The following is a 15940-nucleotide window of genomic DNA, read 5'->3' on the forward strand; positions in this document are numbered from 1 at the left end:
CCCCCGCAGGAGCGTCAGCTGTGAGGAGGCTTGCCTTACGCCCGAGGAAAGCGAAGTTCTTGCACGGAAATCAATGGCGGTGTAACAAGTGATCCTAATTATTAATTTGATTATTCGTCAATAGAGGAAATGGATTTAGTTAAGTCCCAGCCTATTTTTAAATTATATTGAAATGATTAATGCCAGTCCGATGCCTTCTCACCTTATATAGGTGGTTTGTAGTGAAATGTCAGATTGTTTAGGGAAAATAAGTCGAATGGACTACCGGCAATTGTTCTTTTCGTATTGTCATCTATGATGGTGATAGTACAATAAAGTTACAACAATGTTACGACCAGATTCGACATCATTCCAAGATGAGTGAAAAATATAGAGGTTTACGGATTCACCTGACTTTAGGTGAAGTTTTCTTATGTAGTTTGCGAAAAAATTTTCGCAATGGAGCGCTGAATGACGGATATGTATGGTATCTTGCTTCTTACTTATCTCTGTCTCTGTAATATGAATGTAACAAACCAAGGAATAAACCACATTTATTTGTAAAAATATCCATGGGAAAATTAGGTTTAAACATGGATGAAAAGTCACGAATTCGATGAATATCGCCATCTTTCTTTAAAATTTACGGAATATTCATAGACACTAATCTTGCTAAACATTACAATAAATACTGTTGCATGATAAATATGTCAAAAATAGTTGAAACATGTCAAAAAAACGGATAGAGGTGCCTAAAGTGAAACTTTTTTCCAACACCTTTTCAACACTCGAAAACGGGCTGAACTACGCCTCGTTAAATCAGAAAGTGATTTCTCAAAATATTGCGAACGTCGATACACCAAATTATAAAGCGAAAAAAGTAGAGTTTAAGTCGTTATTGAATCAATCTACTCAACAATTGGAAGCGAAAAGAACAAATCAACGTCACTTTACCTTTGGATCTTATAGTCAACACCCTGCGGTAAAGACGAAATCCTCTTTTCAATACAATCATAATGGAAATGGTGTGGATCTGGATCAGGAGATGTCAGAGATGGCAACCAACCAAATTTATTTTAATGCCCTGTCAGACCGAATAAATGGGAAGTTTAACAGTCTGCAATCAGTCATAAGGGGTGGCAAGTAAGAATGGGATTATTTACAGGGATGAATACAACGGCTTCTGCACTAACCGCCCAGCGTTTGAGGATGGACGTCATTTCGTCCAATATGGCCAATGTAGATACAACGAGAGGCAAAATGGTGGATGGTGAATGGCAGCCTTATCAGCGAAAGTCTGTCGTGATGGCACCAAAGGAAGATCAGTTTTCTTCTTTTTTAAACCAGGCGATGAACACAAGGGCCAACCACTCAATTGGGAGTGGAGTGAAAGTTTCACGGATTGAAGAGGACGATAAAACGCCATTTAAAATGGTGTATGACCCTCAGCACCCCGATGCAAATGATGATGGATATGTACGCCTGCCGAATGTAGACCCCTTGAGGGAAATGGTAGACCTCATTTCAGCTACACGGTCCTATGAAGCAAATGTGACAGTATTTAATGCAAATAAAGCAATGTTAATGAAGTCATTAGAAATCGGTAAATAAAGAAAGGTTGTAATTCTATGGCCATACACAATATAGGTTCGGTAACTCCTGCAGTTATAAGTCCGTCATTTGATAAAAAAAATAGTTCTCCTTCTGCTGCAACGGAAAACTTCAGTCAATTACTTAAAAAGTCCATCGACGAAGTCAATAAGATGCAAGTGCAGTCAGATCAATTAACGGAAAAACTTGTACGGGGTGAAACCGTTGATCTCCATCAGGTGATGATCGCTTCACAAAAGGCAAGCATCACCCTGCAAACGACAATGGAAGTCCGTAACAAAGTAGTGGAAGCATATCAAGAGATAATGAGAATGCCAATGTAGTAGGCTCATGCAGTCGAGTACCGGAGGATTGTAATGAATGAATCGTTTAAGAAATATACAGAGCAAATAAAGACTTATTGGACAAGTAGAACAAAAAAACAAAAGATCAGCATGGGAGCCATCTTTCTGATTACCGTCATCCTGATCGGTGCGGTTAGTTATTTTTCAACGCGGACGACTCTCGAACCCTTATATAGTAATTTGTCACCTTCAGAAACGGGAACCATCAAAGAGAATCTGGATGGCAGGGGAATCCCTTCAGAAATTACCGATAGTGGATCGACCATCATGGTCCCTAAAGAGCAGGTGGATACACTGAAAGTTGAACTGGCTGCAGAAGGGATACCTAACTCTGGGAGCATCGACTATTCTTTCTTCAGTCAAAATGCCGGATTCGGTATGACCGATAACGAGTTCAACGTCATGAAATTGGACGCCATGCAAACGGAATTAGCCAATTTAATGAAGGGAATAGACGGGATCCAGGATGCAAAAGTCATGATCAATCTTCCTGAAAAACAGATTTTCCTAAATGATGATGTGCAAAATGCATCTGCATCCATTGTCCTGGATACGAAGCCGGGTTTCACATTTGATCAAAAGCAAATCAAATCACTTTATCATCTTGTTTCGAAAAGTGTTCCAGACCTTCCTACTGAGAATATCGCCATCATGAATCAATATTTTGAGTATTTTGATTTAGAATCTCAAAATAATTCTACGGGAAGCGGAAATTTTGCTCAGCAAATGAATGTAAAGAAAGAAGTCGAGCGTGATATTCAACGTCAGGTTCAAAACATGCTTGGTACGCTGATCGGCTTTAATAAGGTAGTGGTTTCCGTGACAACTGATATTGACTTTACCCAGGAAAACCGCGAAGAAAACATTGTAACACCTGTCGATGAAGAAAATATGGAAGGAATCGCAGTCAGTGCTCAGCGTATTACGGAAACGTTCTCAGGTGAAGGTGCCGCTCCTGGAGGGACACCAGGGGCCGGGGATGCCAATGAGCCGACGAACAGCGGTGTTACATACGGCTCCAGTTCAGAATCGAATGGTGATTATGAACGGATGGAAGAAACCATTAATAATGAAGTCAACCGGATCAAAAAAGAGATTGTAGAAAGTCCTTACAAGATTAGGGACCTTGGGATACAGGTCATGGTGGAACCGCCTGATCCCGAAAAAGAATCGTCCTTACCACAGAACAGGGTCGATGATATACGCCAAGTTTTATCCACGATCGTACGCACGTCCATTGATAAGGACGCGAATCCTGAACTCACGGATGACGCGATTGCAGAAAAGGTGGTCGTCTCAGTTCAGCCGTTCAATGGGAAAGTGGATGTCGCATCTGAAGAGAAGCCTGTCCTGCCTTGGTGGACTTATGTTGTAGGAGGCATACTCCTTGTAGTGATTCTTCTCTTAGTATTTTTCTTATTACGTTCAAGAAAGAAAGAATCGATTGAAGAAATAGAATATGAAGAAACAAGAGAGCCAGTCCAGATCCCGGATATTGAACCTAAAGAAGAGACAGAAGGGTCGATTCGCCGTAAACAGCTGGAAAAAATGGCTAAAGATAAACCGGAAGAATTTGCGAAACTGTTACGCACCTGGTTAGCAGAGGATTAGGAGGAATGAACATGGTTAGAAGAGAGAAAGGTTTAACAGGTAAACAAAAGGCGGCCATCCTCCTGATCTCTCTTGGTCCAGATGTATCAGCATCCGTTTACAAGCATTTGTCGGAAGAAGATATCGAGAAATTAACATTAGAGATTTCCGGAGTGAAAAAGGTGGAAACGGAAGCGAAAGAAGACATCTTAGAGGAGTTTCATCAAATCGCCATTGCACAGGACTATATCTCGCAGGGTGGAATCGGCTATGCGAAGACGGTCCTGGAGAAGGCACTTGGATCTGAGCAGGCAACGGCGATCATTAATCGCCTGACCTCTTCCTTACAGGTCAAACCCTTTGACTTTGCAAGAAGAGCCGATGCAGCTCAAATTCTTAACTTCATCCAGAATGAACATCCTCAGACGATTGCATTGATTCTATCCTATCTTGACCCTCAACAAGCAGGTCAGATACTTTCTGAGCTTCCACAGGAAGTCCAGGCGGATATCGCGAGAAGGATTGCGGTGATGGATGGAACCTCTCCTGAAGTGATCAGCGAGGTGGAAGCCATTCTTGAAAGGAAGCTTTCAGCGACCGTCACACAGGATTATACACAAACCGGCGGAGTGGAAGCGGTAGTGGAAGTATTGAACGGGGTAGATCGTTCAACAGAGAAGACCATCCTGGATGCCTTGGAGATCCAAGATCCGGAATTAGCCGAAGAAATCAAGAAGAGGATGTTTGTATTTGAAGATATTGTCACACTCGATGGCCGTTCCATCCAGCGTGTGATCAGGGATTGTGATAATGAAGATCTGCTTCTCTCACTTAAAGTCTCGAGTGATGAAGTGAAAGAAGTGGTATTTAGGAACATGTCGAACCGGATGGTTGAGACCCTTAAAGAAGAAATGGAATTCATGGGTCCTGTCCGATTACGGGATGTTGAAGAAGCACAGTCACGGATTGTAGCAGTCATAAGAAGGTTAGAGGATTCAGGTGAAATCATCATCGCCCGTGGTGGAGGAGACGATATCATTGTCTAGGATCATAAAGTCTACCGTAGCCCAATCTATTGAAGACAAGGGGAAAGTGATCTCTCTTAAGAGAATGAAGAAGGTGGAAGACGCATCCCCAGAGGAAGATAGGTTAATAGGGAATGCCTCGTTTCGAAGGGATCAAATCATAGAGCAAGCAAGCATTGAAGCAGAACGAATCATCCGGGAAGCAAATGAGGAGATTCGTCGCGAAGAAGAAAGGTTGTTACGTGATAAAGAAAGTTGGATAACAGAACGGGAGCAGCTTATGCAAGAGGCATATAATGCCGGATTCCTGCAAGGAGAGGAAGAAGGCAGAAAGAAAGGCTACCAGGAATATGAGAACAAATTGCAAGAAGCAAACGAGATCACTGAGAACAACAGGGATCAGTATGACGGTTACATCCAAAGAGCAGAGAAAGTCATTATAGATCTTGGGATAGCATGTGCCGGGAAAATCATGAATCAAAAATTGAAGGATGAACCGGATTTATTCCTTTCCATCGTGGAACGGGGGCTAAAGGAAGTGAGGGATCTGCCTCATATCCAGATACATGTGCATCCGACGAGACATAAGCTCCTTGCCGAGAACAAGTCTGAACTGGAAGTCATGTTCCCAACTGATATTCAATGTTTCATCTATGCAAACGATGACCTTCTCCCTGAAGAATGCTACATTGAAACGAATCAAGGGCGGGTCATTGTCAGTGTGGATTCTCAATTGAAAGAATTGAAGCTGAAGCTACACCACCTTCTTGAAGGTGATGTCGAATGAAAGCAGCAGATCTTATCTCTCAGATCCCCCATATCCCAACATTCAAAAAGTTCGGGAAAGTGAAACGGGTAGTCGGATTGATGATCGAATCCCAGGGTCCTGAAAGCTCAGTAGGTGAAGTCTGTCATATCCATATTCTCTCCCGAGGTAAAAAGAAGGTGATACAAGCAGAGGTCGTCGGGTTTAATGATGATTTGGTCATCCTTATGCCATATACCAATATGCAGGATATTTCACCAGGCAGTTTAGTCGAAGCAACGGCAAAACCATTGGAAATCAAAATCGGGCCATCTCTAATCGGTAAGGTGATAGACTCCCTGGGTCATCCCCTTGATGGAAGTCAATTACCTTCTGGATTAAGCACTGCCTATACAGAACAGGAACCACCCAATCCGCTATCAAGACCTCCCATTGATGAAAAAATGGAAGTTGGCGTAAAAGCCATCGACAGCATGCTGACCGTCGGTAAGGGCCAAAGGGTAGGAATCTTTGCCGGAAGTGGTGTGGGGAAAAGCACATTACTTGGAATGATCGCCAGAAACACGAAAGCCGATTTAAACGTCATCGCATTGGTAGGGGAACGCGGCCGGGAAGTAAGAGAATTCATTGAAAGAGATTTAGGTGAAGAAGGATTGCAGAGAACGATTGTAGTGGCTGCCACATCCGACCAGCCTGCTCTTATGAGAATTAAAGGTGCCTTTACGGCAACAGCGATTGCGGAATATTTCCGTGATAAAGGAATGAACGTCATGCTGATGATGGATTCTGCCACCCGGGTAGCCATGGCACAGAGGGAAATCGGGTTGGCGGTTGGGGAACCGCCGACAACCAAAGGCTATACTCCTTCCGTTTTCGCTATTTTACCAAAGCTGCTTGAGAGGACCGGAACGAACCTCCATGGAAGTATTACGGCGTTTTATACCGTTCTCGTAGATGGTGATGATTTGAATGAACCTATTTCAGATACAGTCAGGGGGATACTCGATGGTCATATCGTTCTCGACCGTCAGATTTCGAATCGTGGCCAATACCCTGCCATCAATATTCTGAAGAGTGTCAGCCGGTTAATGAATCACCTTGCCTCTAAAGAACATTTACAAGCTGCCACTAGAATAAGAGAGTTATTGAGTACCTATATGAACTCAGAAGATTTGATTCAAATAGGGGCATACAAAAAAGGGACTTCCCGTGAAGTGGATGAAGCCATCAACTATTATCCGGGAATCATCTCCTTCCTGAAGCAAGGTGTATATGAACAGATCTCTCTAGCCTCGAGTGTTGATGAGCTTATCAAGCTATCGGAAAAAGGTGGATGATCCGAATGAGTTATCAGTATAAATTCCAACGAATTCTAACCTTGAAAGAAAAAGAAAAAGATGAAGTCCAGGAAATGTACAGGGGTTCCATTGAAAAGTTTGAAACAGTTGCAGGGAAGCTATATGAATGTTTGAAAAAGAAAGAAACCCTGGAGCTTCATCAGGAGAGCAAATTACAGGGTGGATTATCTGTACAGGATATCCGTCATCATCAACAATTCATCACCAATCTTGAAAAGACTATCTCTTATTATCAGGATCTAGTGATCCAAGCGAGAAATCGGATGAATTGGTATGAAGATAAACTGGTGGATATGAATGTGGAAGTGAAAAAATACGAAAAGATGAAGGAAAAAGATTTAGAGCGGTTTCTTCAAAACATCCAATCGATGGAAAATAAACAATTAGACGAAGTGTCGGTTGTTCAATATTTGAAAAGGGGAGTTAGGTGATTTCATGGCAAAGGTAATCGAAGAGGAAAAGAAAGACTCGCATAATCGGTTTCAAAGATTCATTTTCATCATCGTCATTCCTCTCTTGTTTGCTATCACTTTTGCTCTGGTCATCATGACATTTGCGGGAATCAATATTTTTGAAAAAGCGCAATCACTGGGATCGGACATTCCTTTTTTGGCAAAGGTCATCCCTACAGATAATGAAGAGGACAGGAAACAATTACAAGAGAGAATCATTTCATTAAACGCGTCGATGGAAGATCAAGAGGCCAAAATTGCCCAGCTTCAAAGTGAAATAGATAAAAAAGACAGTGATAACGAACAACTTCAGGCAACCATCCAGCAGCAGAATGAGGAAATGAATGAATTAAGGCAGATTGGTGAAGACAACAAACGGGCTTTTAAGGAGGTAGTCAATACCTTTGAAGCGATGTCTGCGAAAAGCGCCGCTCCAGTTCTCATGAACATGGAAGATGAAGAGGCGATGAAGATCCTTTCCACTATAAAGCCAGATACGCTGGCAGACATTTTAGAAAAGATGCCTGCTGTGGATGCTGCAAGATACACAAGTCTTCTATCAGCAGAGGAATGATCTGTTTTAATTCTTTAAAGGAGGTGAATGAATGGAAATCGGAATCGCTACACAAAGGGTAAGCACTGTATCACCTGTGAATAAGGAAGCGAATCTTTCAAAAAAAGAAACGGGCTTTTCACAGCATCTTTTGGGGTTTGTCGCCAACCAAAGCAGTGAATTGAAGGAAGTCAAGTCAGTGGATGACCCGTCATTTCTCGTAAATCTTGAAGCGATCCTGGCAGCTGGTAAACTGGAGGATCTTGGCCTCGCACAAGAGCAGTTGGATCAACTATCAAAAGTGAACGAACTTGACGTTAATCGGATTGCAGACATTCTTGGCGTAAGTATTGATGGAATCAAAACACTTTTTTCTGAATTGAAGTCAGTCATGTTGGGAAAAGGGTCACCTGTCGATCTTAAGCAGGTTGAGGATGTTTATGAAGACCTTCTTGGAACACTTCATCTATTACAGTCCGCTCTTTCAAAGGATACCAAGGCCGGGAAGTTTTCTGCAGAAAATTCTTTGAAAGAATTAAATGCCCAGGGTCAAATAGAAGGCATCGTAAAATTGGCAAAGGTATTGGACCTTTTTGCTCGTAATCGGGATATGCATATCACAGATTCATCGAAAGCAGCAGAGTTAAAAGAAGTGGTGAAGAATATTCAATCCGGGATAGAGGGTGCCATACCAAAACTTCAACAAACGTCAGGTGACTGGTCAAGGATTCTGCGAGAAGCCTATACGCGCCGGGTACCTGAAGAAACGATGGATCAGAATTCTGATATGCATGGCTCCACGGCCGAAAAGAAAGGAGTTCAACCGGTTCAAGGAACGAATCTTCATTTTGTTCTGCCTAAGGCTGAAACCTTTTCAATGAATCTGCCATCGACCGGCCGCTCCCTTCAATACGAGCAATTTGTTAAAGAATTTCAGAACATCCTGGGTAAATCGAATATGATAACCCAACCAAATTTGAGTAAGCTGCTGATTAAACTGTATCCAGAGCAATTGGGTTCTTTAAGGATTGAATTATTGCAGCAGAATGGGGTCATGACAGCGAAAATCCTTGCTTCTACCTCAGGTGCGAAGGAAATGCTGGATTCACAGATTCATGGATTGAAACATGCTTTCAGTGCACAGAACCTGAACGTTGAGAAGATTGAAATCTCACAGGCGTTCACGGAAACTGAGCGTCAGCATAAAGGGCAATCCGGTCAAGGGTCCCATCAGCATAAACAATCCGATCAACCCCAAACGACCCATGAAGAGGAGACTCAATCCTTCAAAGATTATCTCGTAAATACTGAAATATAGGTGATGACATGACGAAAATAGATCCCAGTTTACTATATTCCAACGTTCAGGCTAAGCGTGGAACAGGGGGGGATATTTTAGGGAAAGATGATTTCCTTAAAATCCTCATGACTCAATTGCAAAATCAAGACCCGATGAATCCCATGCAGGACAAGGATTTCATCGCACAAATGGCGACATTTTCTTCTCTGGAACAAATGACCAATCTGACCAAGACGATGGAGAAGTTCGTGGATACACAAAGTCAGACCCAACTGATTTCTTATAATCAATTTGTAGGGAAAGAAGTGACCTGGCATAAGGTCATTGAATCAGAATCAGAGGAAGTACCTGAAATTCAAGAAGGACAAGGACTCGTTAAGGGTGTCCGTTTTAAAGGTGATTCGGTTGAATTCATCATGGAAGATGGAACGATCCTGAATCCGGGGAATATTTCTCAAGTCAATACTTCAGGAAGCGGAGAGTCATCTCTCGTAAGCGCATCCCTGCTAATAGGCAAGAAGGTGACATGGAGTGGGGAAGATGGTGAACTGAGCGGAGTGGTTCAATCCGTTTCGAAGAAGGATTCCCAAATATGGATTCATACCGATTCAGGTGAAAAAATCTCAAGTATTGCATTGTTAAAAATTGAATCCTAGGGAGTGGTTTTATGGAAAAAACGTTCTTTCACCGCTCACCGCAACCTATCACGTCTAATTATCATAGTAAAGCAGTTAATCGATCTGCCCGCTCTTCTACATCATTTGCGACTCAATTGGATAAGGCGATCAAAGATGTCTCTCCATTGCAAATCAGCAAACATGCGAAAATAAGGATGGAACAAAGAGGAATCTCGATTCCTTCTGAAACGTGGGAAAAGATTGGGGAGAAAGTGAAAGAAGCAAAGAATAAGGGTGTACAGGACTCACTGGTTATTCTGAAAGATGCCGCATTGATTGTAAGTGCCAAAAACCAAACGGTGATCACCGCTTTGGACCGTGAAGAGGCACATTCTCAAATATTCACCAACATTAATGGAACCATATTAATCGATTCATAGGCCGGACCTCGAGAAGGAAGCCTATATGCTGTGGAATGACTGAAACAGCACATACGAAAGGGGAAAACATTCATGCTACGTTCAATGTATTCAGGTATAAGTGGAATGAAAAACTTTCAGACCAAATTAGATGTAATCGGTAATAATATCGCCAATGTCAATACGTACGGATATAAAAAGGGCCGGGTCACATTCCAGGATCTCATGAATCAAACCGTGTCCGGTGCCAGTAGGGCAACAGACAACCGGGGAGGTCAAAATGCAAAGCAAGTAGGGCTTGGATCGTCATTATCATCCATCGATACAATCCAGACACAAGGAAGTCTTCAAACTACCGGACGTTCATTGGATGTCGCCATATCAGGAGATGGATACTTCGTGGTGAGACAAGGAAATAACGAAATGTACACTCGTGCCGGGAACTTTTACCTGGATTCAAACGGAAATCTTGTGACGGGTCAGGGGAATCTAGTTCAAGGGTATCCCGTTGATGCTGCCGGAGAGGTCAATAAGAGCGGCACTACGGATATAAAGATTGACACGAACACGACCATGGCTCCACAGGCTACAAGTAAAGCTACTTATAACGGGAATTTGAAGTCAAGTGCACCGAATAATACCCAAGTAGAATTGGAGACAAAAGTGAAAGATTCATTGGGGCAGGACATCAGTTTGAAAATTGTGATGGAGAAGACAGGTTTAAACGAATGGAAGGCTACTGTATCAAGTTTGACTCCAGGTGTAACGGTAAATGAAAATACAACAATTTCTTTTGACAATGCCGGTAAGGTAGAATCTCCAGCTACAGGATATGTTCCTTTTGCTATCACATTAAATAACTCAACTGGAGCAAATCCAACTCAAGATATAGATCTGGATTTCTCAAAGATCACTCAATTCGACAGCTCCTCATCTGCCAATGTGGATACCGTTGACGGAAACTCAGAAGGGTATTTAGAAAGCTTTAATATCGGTTCTTCAGGTGAAGTAAATGGAGTGTTTTCAAATGGGGAAGTGAGAGTGTTGAGCCAGCTGGCACTGGCTACTTTTTCGAATCCAGGAGGGTTGACGAAAGCCGGGAGTAATCTGTTCCAAGCATCGAACAACTCAGGTCTTCCGAATCAGGGTGTAGCGGGGGACGGCAGAGGAGCCCTTCAGTCAGGATCACTTGAAATGTCCAATGTAGACCTTTCCGAAGAATTCACCGAGATGATTACAGCTCAACGTGGATTCCAGGCAAACACACGGATCATCACAACGTCTGATGAAATCCTGCAGGAACTTGTAAACTTGAAACGTTAATTCCTTGAAAGGGAGGAAGGGAGTGGCTGAGAAGATCAGTCCCTCCCACTAAATGAATGATTACATTGACAAGGCTGAATGGTAAATCGTTTACGTTGAATGCCCTATACATAGAAACAGTCGAAGCATTTCCCGATACTACCATTCTATTAACAAATGGTAGACGGTACGTTGTGAAAGAATCAGTGGATGAGGTCAATTCCCGCTCACTTACCTTTTTTCAAAAAGTGAATCTGCTTCATCTGCCCCAGGAGGGAGGTAATACAAATTGAAGAGTAAAACCATGACGATCATGATGATTTCATTGGTGACCATTACCCTCGTCGGTGTAATAGCACTTGTGGTATTGCTGAAGTTTTCCGGGGATGAGGAAGCAAAAGGTCCCTCCATTGAAGAAGTGATTGAAAACTCAGTGGACATACCTGAAATGACCACCAATTTAATGAGCAACGACTTTATTCGTATCTCTTTTAAGATTCAGACGGATAGTAAGAAAGCGAAGAAAGAATTAGCGAAAAGGGATTTTCAAGTGAATAATATCATCATAGAAGAGCTTTCAGAATTGAAGGCAGAAGAACTGCAAGGGAAAAAAGGGAAAGAATTGGTCGAGACAAAGGTGAAAGACAAAGTGAACTCCCTCATGCAGGAAGGCGCGGTTGAAAGAGTATATATCACCTCTATGATGATTCAATAAATTGGCCTGAAGGTTTGGAGGTGAAGGGATGGCTAGTGAAATATTGTCTCAAAGTGAAATTGATGCCCTGCTATCAGCCCTCAATACTGGGGAGATGAGTGCGGATGATTTCAAGAAAGAAGAAGAAGAGAAGAAAGTCAAAGTTTATGATTTTAAGAGAGCCCTGCGGTTTTCGAAAGACCAGATCAGAAGCTTAACGAGGATCCATGAGAATTTTGCAAGGATTTTAACGACCTATTTCTCTGCCCAGCTAAGAACGTACGTTCAAATCAATGTAGCTTCTGCTGATCAAATCCCTTATGAGGAGTTTATTCGTTCCGTACCGAAAATGACGATTTTGAATGTATATGAACTGCCGCCATTGGATGGTAGGATCCTCATGGAAATCAACCCGAATATTGCTTATTCAATGATGGATCGTGTCATGGGGGGCAGAGGGATCAGTGTCAATAAAGTGGAAAGCTTAACGGAAATTGAAACGAGGATCATGAGTCAACTATTTGAAAAGGCGTTTGAAAATCTCAGGGAAGCCTGGAGCACAGTGGTGGACGTCGATCCTTTGTTTACTGAATTCGAAGTGAATCCACAGTTTCTGCAAATGGTCTCTCCCAATGAAACTGTAGTGGTCATTTCTTTGAATACAACGATTGGTGAGACCAGTGGAATGATCAATATTTGCATTCCTCACGTTGTATTGGAACCGATCCTTCCGAAACTATCCGGCAGTTATTGGATGGAATCAAAGCGTAAAGAAAGCAACCCTGAAGAAACCGCTCAGCTGGAGAGAAGAATCAAGAAGGCACAAGTTCCGATCGTAGCTGAATTGGGACAATCAGACATCACCATCGAGGAGTTCCTTATGCTTTCGATTGGTGATGTCATTGAAATGAACACACGAATCGATGATCCTTTAACTATAAAAATAGGTGAGATTCCTAAATTCACTGCACAGCCTGGTAAATCAAATAAAAGAATGGCCGTGCAAATTTTAGATTCGTTGAAAGGGGGAGACGAAGAAGATGAGTGATATGTTATCGCAAGATGAAATAGATGCGTTACTTCGTGGTTCTGCGGAGCCAGAAGAGAAAGTAGAAGAACGCAAAGAAATTAAAATGAGTGATTATATTAGCTCCATAGAAGAAGATGCTTTGGGTGAAATCGGGAACATTTCGTTTGGAAGTTCTGCAACCGCACTTTCCACCTTATTAAATCAGAAGGTGGAAATTACGACCCCTAAAGTGACGATCATTGACAAGAACTATTTAGAAGAGGAATTTCCTCATCCTTATGTAGCCATTCAGGTTCAGTATACGGAAGGGTTCTCCGGTGTGAATTTGCTCGTCATCAAACAATCGGATGCGTCCATCATTGCCGACTTGATGCTTGGAGGGGATGGAAGAAATCCATCCGGGGATCTTGGTGAAATCCAGCTCAGCGCTGTACAGGAGGCCATGAATCAGATGATGGGTTCAGCTGCTACATCCATGTCGACTGTATTCAGTAAGAAAGTGGATATTTCACCTCCATCCATTGATCTCATGTACATTCCCCGGGGAGAAGGGGAAGAAAACATCCCGGATCAAGACCTGCTTGTTAAAGTATCGTTTTCTTTGAAAATTGGAGATTTGATTGATTCTAATATCATGCAGCTCCTTCCGCTATCCTTTGCCAGAAGCTTAGTGGATGAATTAATGAATGGCGGTGCGACAGAGGAAGTGGCGGCTACATCGGCACCAAATATGGTGGAAGCACAGGATTCCGTTCCTGAACCGGTATATAGCGGGATCCATGAAAACACGAACCCACCTCATCAGTCCAACTCTCAGCATCTGGGGGGACAAAGCGGACAATCTGAGCCCGTACATGTACAACCGGCTACATTCAGCAGTTTCGAGCCTGCTCCACTGGGACAGCAGGAAAGTAACAATCTAAATATGCTGTTGGATATTCCACTTCAAGTGACGGTGGAGCTCGGAAGGACGAATCGATCAGTCAGGGACATCCTTGAGTTGTCGTCTGGTTCGATCATCGAACTGGATAAGTTAGCGGGAGAGCCGGTCGATATCCTTGTGAATAGCCAGTTGATGGCCAAAGGGGAAGTCGTTGTCATCGATGAGAACTTCGGTGTCAGGATCACCGACATTGTTAGTCAGAGTGATCGAATTAAAAAACTAAAATAATAGAAGAATTTTATTAGAGATAATGGAGGATGAGGGTAATGGCGAATAAGATTCTAATTGTAGATGATGCAGCCTTTATGAGAATGATGATCAAAGATATTTTAACGAAAAATGGATTTGACGTAGTAGGGGAAGCAGCAGATGGAAGTCAGGCTGTGGATAAATATAAAGAGTTAAAACCCGATCTTGTGACGATGGATATTACAATGCCTGAAAAAGATGGTATCGCGGCCTTAAAGGAAATCAAGTCGATTGATGCTTCTGCGAAAATCATCATGTGTTCTGCCATGGGCCAACAAGCCATGGTCATCGATGCGATTCAAGCTGGTGCGAAGGATTTCATCGTAAAGCCGTTCCAGGCTGATCGTGTAATCGAAGCGATCCAGAAAGCGTTAAGCTAACAGTTAATAAGAAGGTGCATGTATTGAAAAAGTTTCAAATTCTATTTGCAATTGTGCTTTTCATTTTCACGGTAGCCGCCGGGGATATGAAAGCATTTGCTGAAGTGAATAATGTGAAAGACTGCATAGAGCATCCAGATACATGCGAGGGGCAGCAAACGGATGGAGTGGAAGGTTCTGAGTCAGGGCTTGCCACTTCCGTTACGTTTTTAGATTACCTTAAGATGATCGTTGCCCTTATCTTTGTAGTGGCACTCATATATTTTTTATTAAAGTTCATTAATCAAAAAGGAAGATCATTTCAGCAAACAAAATTAATCAACCATTTAGGGGGGACCCCACTTGGGGGGAACCGTTCCGTACAGATCGTAAAAGTAGGCAAACAGGTACTGGTCTTGGGTGTGGGTGAAAATATTCAGCTTTTGAAAGAGGTAAGGGACGAAAAGGAGAAAGAAGAGATTCTTTCTTATTATGAAGAATCCCAATTTCCGGATACCAAATATGCCGTTTCTAGCTTGATGAACAGAGTCAAAGGATCTTCGCCGAATAAACCGGACAGGTCATTTCAAGCTCAGTTGAAATCACAGCTTGAGGAAATGAACAAGGGTAGGAAAAAGATGCTCGAGGAGTTAAAGAATAAGGGGAAACAGTCTGATGAATGAATTCATGGAGTTTTTTAATAGTAGCTCAGCAGATGATGTGTCGACCAGTGTAAAGCTGCTGTTACTCTTTACCGTCTTATCCCTTGCACCCAGTATCCTGATATTGATGACATCTTTTACCCGGATCATGATCGTCCTGTCTTTCGTCCGTACGTCCCTTGCCACTCAGCAAATGCCACCGAATCAGGTGTTGATCGGACTTTCTTTATTTCTTACTTTCTTTATCATGGCTCCTACTTTCCAAGAGGTGAATGATGAAGCGTTGACACCTCTATTTAATGAAGAGATCAATCTGGAAGAAGCATACACGAAAGCTTCGATTCCTTTTAAAGAATTTATGAGTAAGCAGACGAGACAGAAGGATCTGGAATTGTTTCTGGAATATTCAGGGGCTGATCGCCCGGAGTCAGTGAAAGATATTCCTCTCACATCCTTAGTGCCGGCTTTCGCATTGAGTGAGATCAAGACGGCTTTTCAGATAGGATTTATGATCTTCATCCCATTTTTGGTCATCGATATGGTCGTAGCGAGTGTCTTGATGTCGATGGGTATGATGATGCTGCCACCTGTCATGATTTCATTGCCGTTCAAAATTTTACTGTTTGTTTTAGTGGATGGCTGGTATTTAGTAATAAAATCTCTTTTACAAAGCTTTTAAGTAGGTGA

The 15940-nt window shown here is 42.4% G+C and carries 20 protein-coding genes; all 20 read left to right on the forward strand.

The genetic code is table 11. From position 1 onward, the window contains the following. Positions 1 to 736: 736 nt before the first annotated feature. The 20 genes from flgB to fliP all read left to right on the forward strand — a co-directional run bounded on the left by flgB (position 737) and on the right by fliP (position 15932). Entirely contained in the window at positions 737 to 1126 is a 390-nt protein-coding gene (flgB, locus tag BVI01S_RS09110) for a flagellar basal body rod protein FlgB (RefSeq protein ID WP_061809940.1), read from the forward strand. A gap of 2 nt (positions 1127 to 1128) precedes the next feature. After that, positions 1129 to 1590: a flagellar basal body rod protein FlgC gene (gene flgC / locus BVI01S_RS09115; protein ID WP_034760247.1), complete on the forward strand. Its 462-nt coding sequence runs from the start codon at positions 1129 to 1131 to the stop codon at positions 1588 to 1590. 17 nt (positions 1591 to 1607) lie between these two features. Then, on the forward strand, positions 1608 to 1913 hold the full coding sequence (gene fliE, locus BVI01S_RS09120) for a flagellar hook-basal body complex protein FliE (protein ID WP_034760243.1): 306 nt from the start codon (positions 1608 to 1610) through the stop codon (positions 1911 to 1913). A 33-nt stretch (positions 1914 to 1946) separates the two neighbouring features. Next, positions 1947 to 3545: a flagellar basal-body MS-ring/collar protein FliF gene (gene fliF / locus BVI01S_RS09125; protein ID WP_061809941.1), complete on the forward strand. Its 1599-nt coding sequence runs from the start codon at positions 1947 to 1949 to the stop codon at positions 3543 to 3545. 11 nt (positions 3546 to 3556) lie between these two features. Next, entirely contained in the window at positions 3557 to 4570 is a 1014-nt protein-coding gene (gene fliG, locus BVI01S_RS09130) for a flagellar motor switch protein FliG (protein WP_034760239.1), read from the forward strand. Then, positions 4563 to 5336 (forward strand): flagellar assembly protein FliH, encoded by a 774-nt coding sequence (fliH, locus tag BVI01S_RS09135; protein ID WP_061809942.1) that lies wholly within the window; start codon positions 4563 to 4565, stop codon positions 5334 to 5336. The genes fliG and fliH overlap by 8 nt, the downstream gene beginning before the upstream one ends. Next, a complete protein-coding gene (gene fliI / locus BVI01S_RS09140; protein WP_061809943.1) occupies positions 5333 to 6652 on the forward strand; it encodes a flagellar protein export ATPase FliI in 1320 nt (439 codons plus the stop codon). The genes fliH and fliI overlap by 4 nt, the downstream gene beginning before the upstream one ends. Positions 6653 to 6657: 5 nt before the next feature. Beyond that, on the forward strand, positions 6658 to 7104 hold the full coding sequence (gene fliJ, locus BVI01S_RS09145) for a flagellar export protein FliJ (protein WP_034760234.1): 447 nt from the start codon (positions 6658 to 6660) through the stop codon (positions 7102 to 7104). Positions 7105 to 7108: 4 nt separating this feature from the next. Then, complete coding sequence (locus BVI01S_RS09150) at positions 7109 to 7699, forward strand: MotE family protein (RefSeq protein ID WP_061809944.1); 591 nt, start codon at positions 7109 to 7111, stop codon at positions 7697 to 7699. A gap of 31 nt (positions 7700 to 7730) precedes the next feature. Beyond that, complete coding sequence (locus BVI01S_RS09155) at positions 7731 to 8996, forward strand: flagellar hook-length control protein FliK (RefSeq protein ID WP_061809945.1); 1266 nt, start codon at positions 7731 to 7733, stop codon at positions 8994 to 8996. Between the two features lie 8 nt (positions 8997 to 9004). Further along, the gene (gene flgD / locus BVI01S_RS09160; protein ID WP_061809946.1) at positions 9005 to 9634 is read left to right on the forward strand and encodes a flagellar hook assembly protein FlgD; all 630 of its coding nucleotides are present in this window, start codon (positions 9005 to 9007) and stop codon (positions 9632 to 9634) included. A gap of 11 nt (positions 9635 to 9645) precedes the next feature. Beyond that, positions 9646 to 10035 carry a TIGR02530 family flagellar biosynthesis protein gene (locus BVI01S_RS09165; protein WP_034760225.1) on the forward strand — a complete coding sequence of 130 codons (390 nt, stop codon included), beginning with the start codon at positions 9646 to 9648 and terminating at the stop codon, positions 10033 to 10035. A gap of 72 nt (positions 10036 to 10107) precedes the next feature. Then, positions 10108 to 11337 carry a flagellar basal-body rod protein FlgF gene (flgF, locus tag BVI01S_RS09170; protein WP_061809947.1) on the forward strand — a complete coding sequence of 410 codons (1230 nt, stop codon included), beginning with the start codon at positions 10108 to 10110 and terminating at the stop codon, positions 11335 to 11337. Between the two features lie 56 nt (positions 11338 to 11393). Then, entirely contained in the window at positions 11394 to 11609 is a 216-nt protein-coding gene (locus BVI01S_RS09175) for a flagellar FlbD family protein (RefSeq protein WP_034760220.1), read from the forward strand. Positions 11610 to 11620: 11 nt separating this feature from the next. Continuing rightward, entirely contained in the window at positions 11621 to 12031 is a 411-nt protein-coding gene (gene fliL / locus BVI01S_RS09180; RefSeq protein WP_034760815.1) for a flagellar basal body-associated protein FliL, read from the forward strand. Between the two features lie 28 nt (positions 12032 to 12059). Further along, the gene (fliM, locus tag BVI01S_RS09185) at positions 12060 to 13058 is read left to right on the forward strand and encodes a flagellar motor switch protein FliM (RefSeq protein WP_061809948.1); all 999 of its coding nucleotides are present in this window, start codon (positions 12060 to 12062) and stop codon (positions 13056 to 13058) included. Beyond that, positions 13051 to 14211, forward strand: coding sequence for a flagellar motor switch phosphatase FliY (gene fliY, locus BVI01S_RS09190; protein ID WP_034760215.1), 1161 nt, complete (start codon positions 13051 to 13053; stop codon positions 14209 to 14211). Before fliM ends, fliY begins: the two co-directional genes overlap by 8 nt. A gap of 38 nt (positions 14212 to 14249) precedes the next feature. Then, positions 14250 to 14612, forward strand: coding sequence for a response regulator (locus tag BVI01S_RS09195; protein WP_034760212.1), 363 nt, complete (start codon positions 14250 to 14252; stop codon positions 14610 to 14612). A gap of 23 nt (positions 14613 to 14635) precedes the next feature. Continuing rightward, a complete protein-coding gene (locus BVI01S_RS09200) occupies positions 14636 to 15274 on the forward strand; it encodes a flagellar biosynthetic protein FliO (protein WP_051758292.1) in 639 nt (212 codons plus the stop codon). Further along, positions 15267 to 15932 carry a flagellar type III secretion system pore protein FliP gene (gene fliP, locus BVI01S_RS09205; protein ID WP_034760209.1) on the forward strand — a complete coding sequence of 222 codons (666 nt, stop codon included), beginning with the start codon at positions 15267 to 15269 and terminating at the stop codon, positions 15930 to 15932. Before BVI01S_RS09200 ends, fliP begins: the two co-directional genes overlap by 8 nt. Positions 15933 to 15940: the final 8 nt, after the last annotated feature.

This window comes from Rossellomorea vietnamensis NBRC 101237 (assembly GCF_001591825.1).
Classification (GTDB): Bacteria; Bacillota; Bacilli; order Bacillales; family Bacillaceae_B; genus Rossellomorea; species Rossellomorea vietnamensis.

What these genes read in the sequence shown, in the direction of transcription:
- BVI01S_RS09195 (WP_034760212.1), top strand. Translation starts at nt 14,250, where the DNA reads ATGGCGAATAAGATTCTAATTGTAGATGATGCAGCCTTTATGAGAATG.
- BVI01S_RS09165 (WP_034760225.1), top strand. Translation starts at nt 9,646, where the DNA reads ATGGAAAAAACGTTCTTTCACCGCTCACCGCAACCTATCACGTCTAAT.
- fliF (WP_061809941.1), top strand. Translation starts at nt 1,947, where the DNA reads ATGAATGAATCGTTTAAGAAATATACAGAGCAAATAAAGACTTATTGG.
- fliJ (WP_034760234.1), top strand. Translation starts at nt 6,658, where the DNA reads ATGAGTTATCAGTATAAATTCCAACGAATTCTAACCTTGAAAGAAAAA.
- fliG (WP_034760239.1), top strand. Translation starts at nt 3,557, where the DNA reads ATGGTTAGAAGAGAGAAAGGTTTAACAGGTAAACAAAAGGCGGCCATC.
- fliE (WP_034760243.1), top strand. Translation starts at nt 1,608, where the DNA reads ATGGCCATACACAATATAGGTTCGGTAACTCCTGCAGTTATAAGTCCG.
- fliY (WP_034760215.1), top strand. Translation starts at nt 13,051, where the DNA reads ATGAGTGATATGTTATCGCAAGATGAAATAGATGCGTTACTTCGTGGT.
- BVI01S_RS09155 (WP_061809945.1), top strand. Translation starts at nt 7,731, where the DNA reads ATGGAAATCGGAATCGCTACACAAAGGGTAAGCACTGTATCACCTGTG.
- fliL (WP_034760815.1), top strand. Translation starts at nt 11,621, where the DNA reads ATGACGATCATGATGATTTCATTGGTGACCATTACCCTCGTCGGTGTA.
- fliM (WP_061809948.1), top strand. Translation starts at nt 12,060, where the DNA reads ATGGCTAGTGAAATATTGTCTCAAAGTGAAATTGATGCCCTGCTATCA.
- fliI (WP_061809943.1), top strand. Translation starts at nt 5,333, where the DNA reads ATGAAAGCAGCAGATCTTATCTCTCAGATCCCCCATATCCCAACATTC.
- flgF (WP_061809947.1), top strand. Translation starts at nt 10,108, where the DNA reads ATGCTACGTTCAATGTATTCAGGTATAAGTGGAATGAAAAACTTTCAG.
- fliP (WP_034760209.1), top strand. Translation starts at nt 15,267, where the DNA reads ATGAATGAATTCATGGAGTTTTTTAATAGTAGCTCAGCAGATGATGTG.
- BVI01S_RS09175 (WP_034760220.1), top strand. Translation starts at nt 11,394, where the DNA reads ATGATTACATTGACAAGGCTGAATGGTAAATCGTTTACGTTGAATGCC.
- flgD (WP_061809946.1), top strand. Translation starts at nt 9,005, where the DNA reads ATGACGAAAATAGATCCCAGTTTACTATATTCCAACGTTCAGGCTAAG.
- BVI01S_RS09150 (WP_061809944.1), top strand. Translation starts at nt 7,109, where the DNA reads ATGGCAAAGGTAATCGAAGAGGAAAAGAAAGACTCGCATAATCGGTTT.
- flgC (WP_034760247.1), top strand. Translation starts at nt 1,129, where the DNA reads ATGGGATTATTTACAGGGATGAATACAACGGCTTCTGCACTAACCGCC.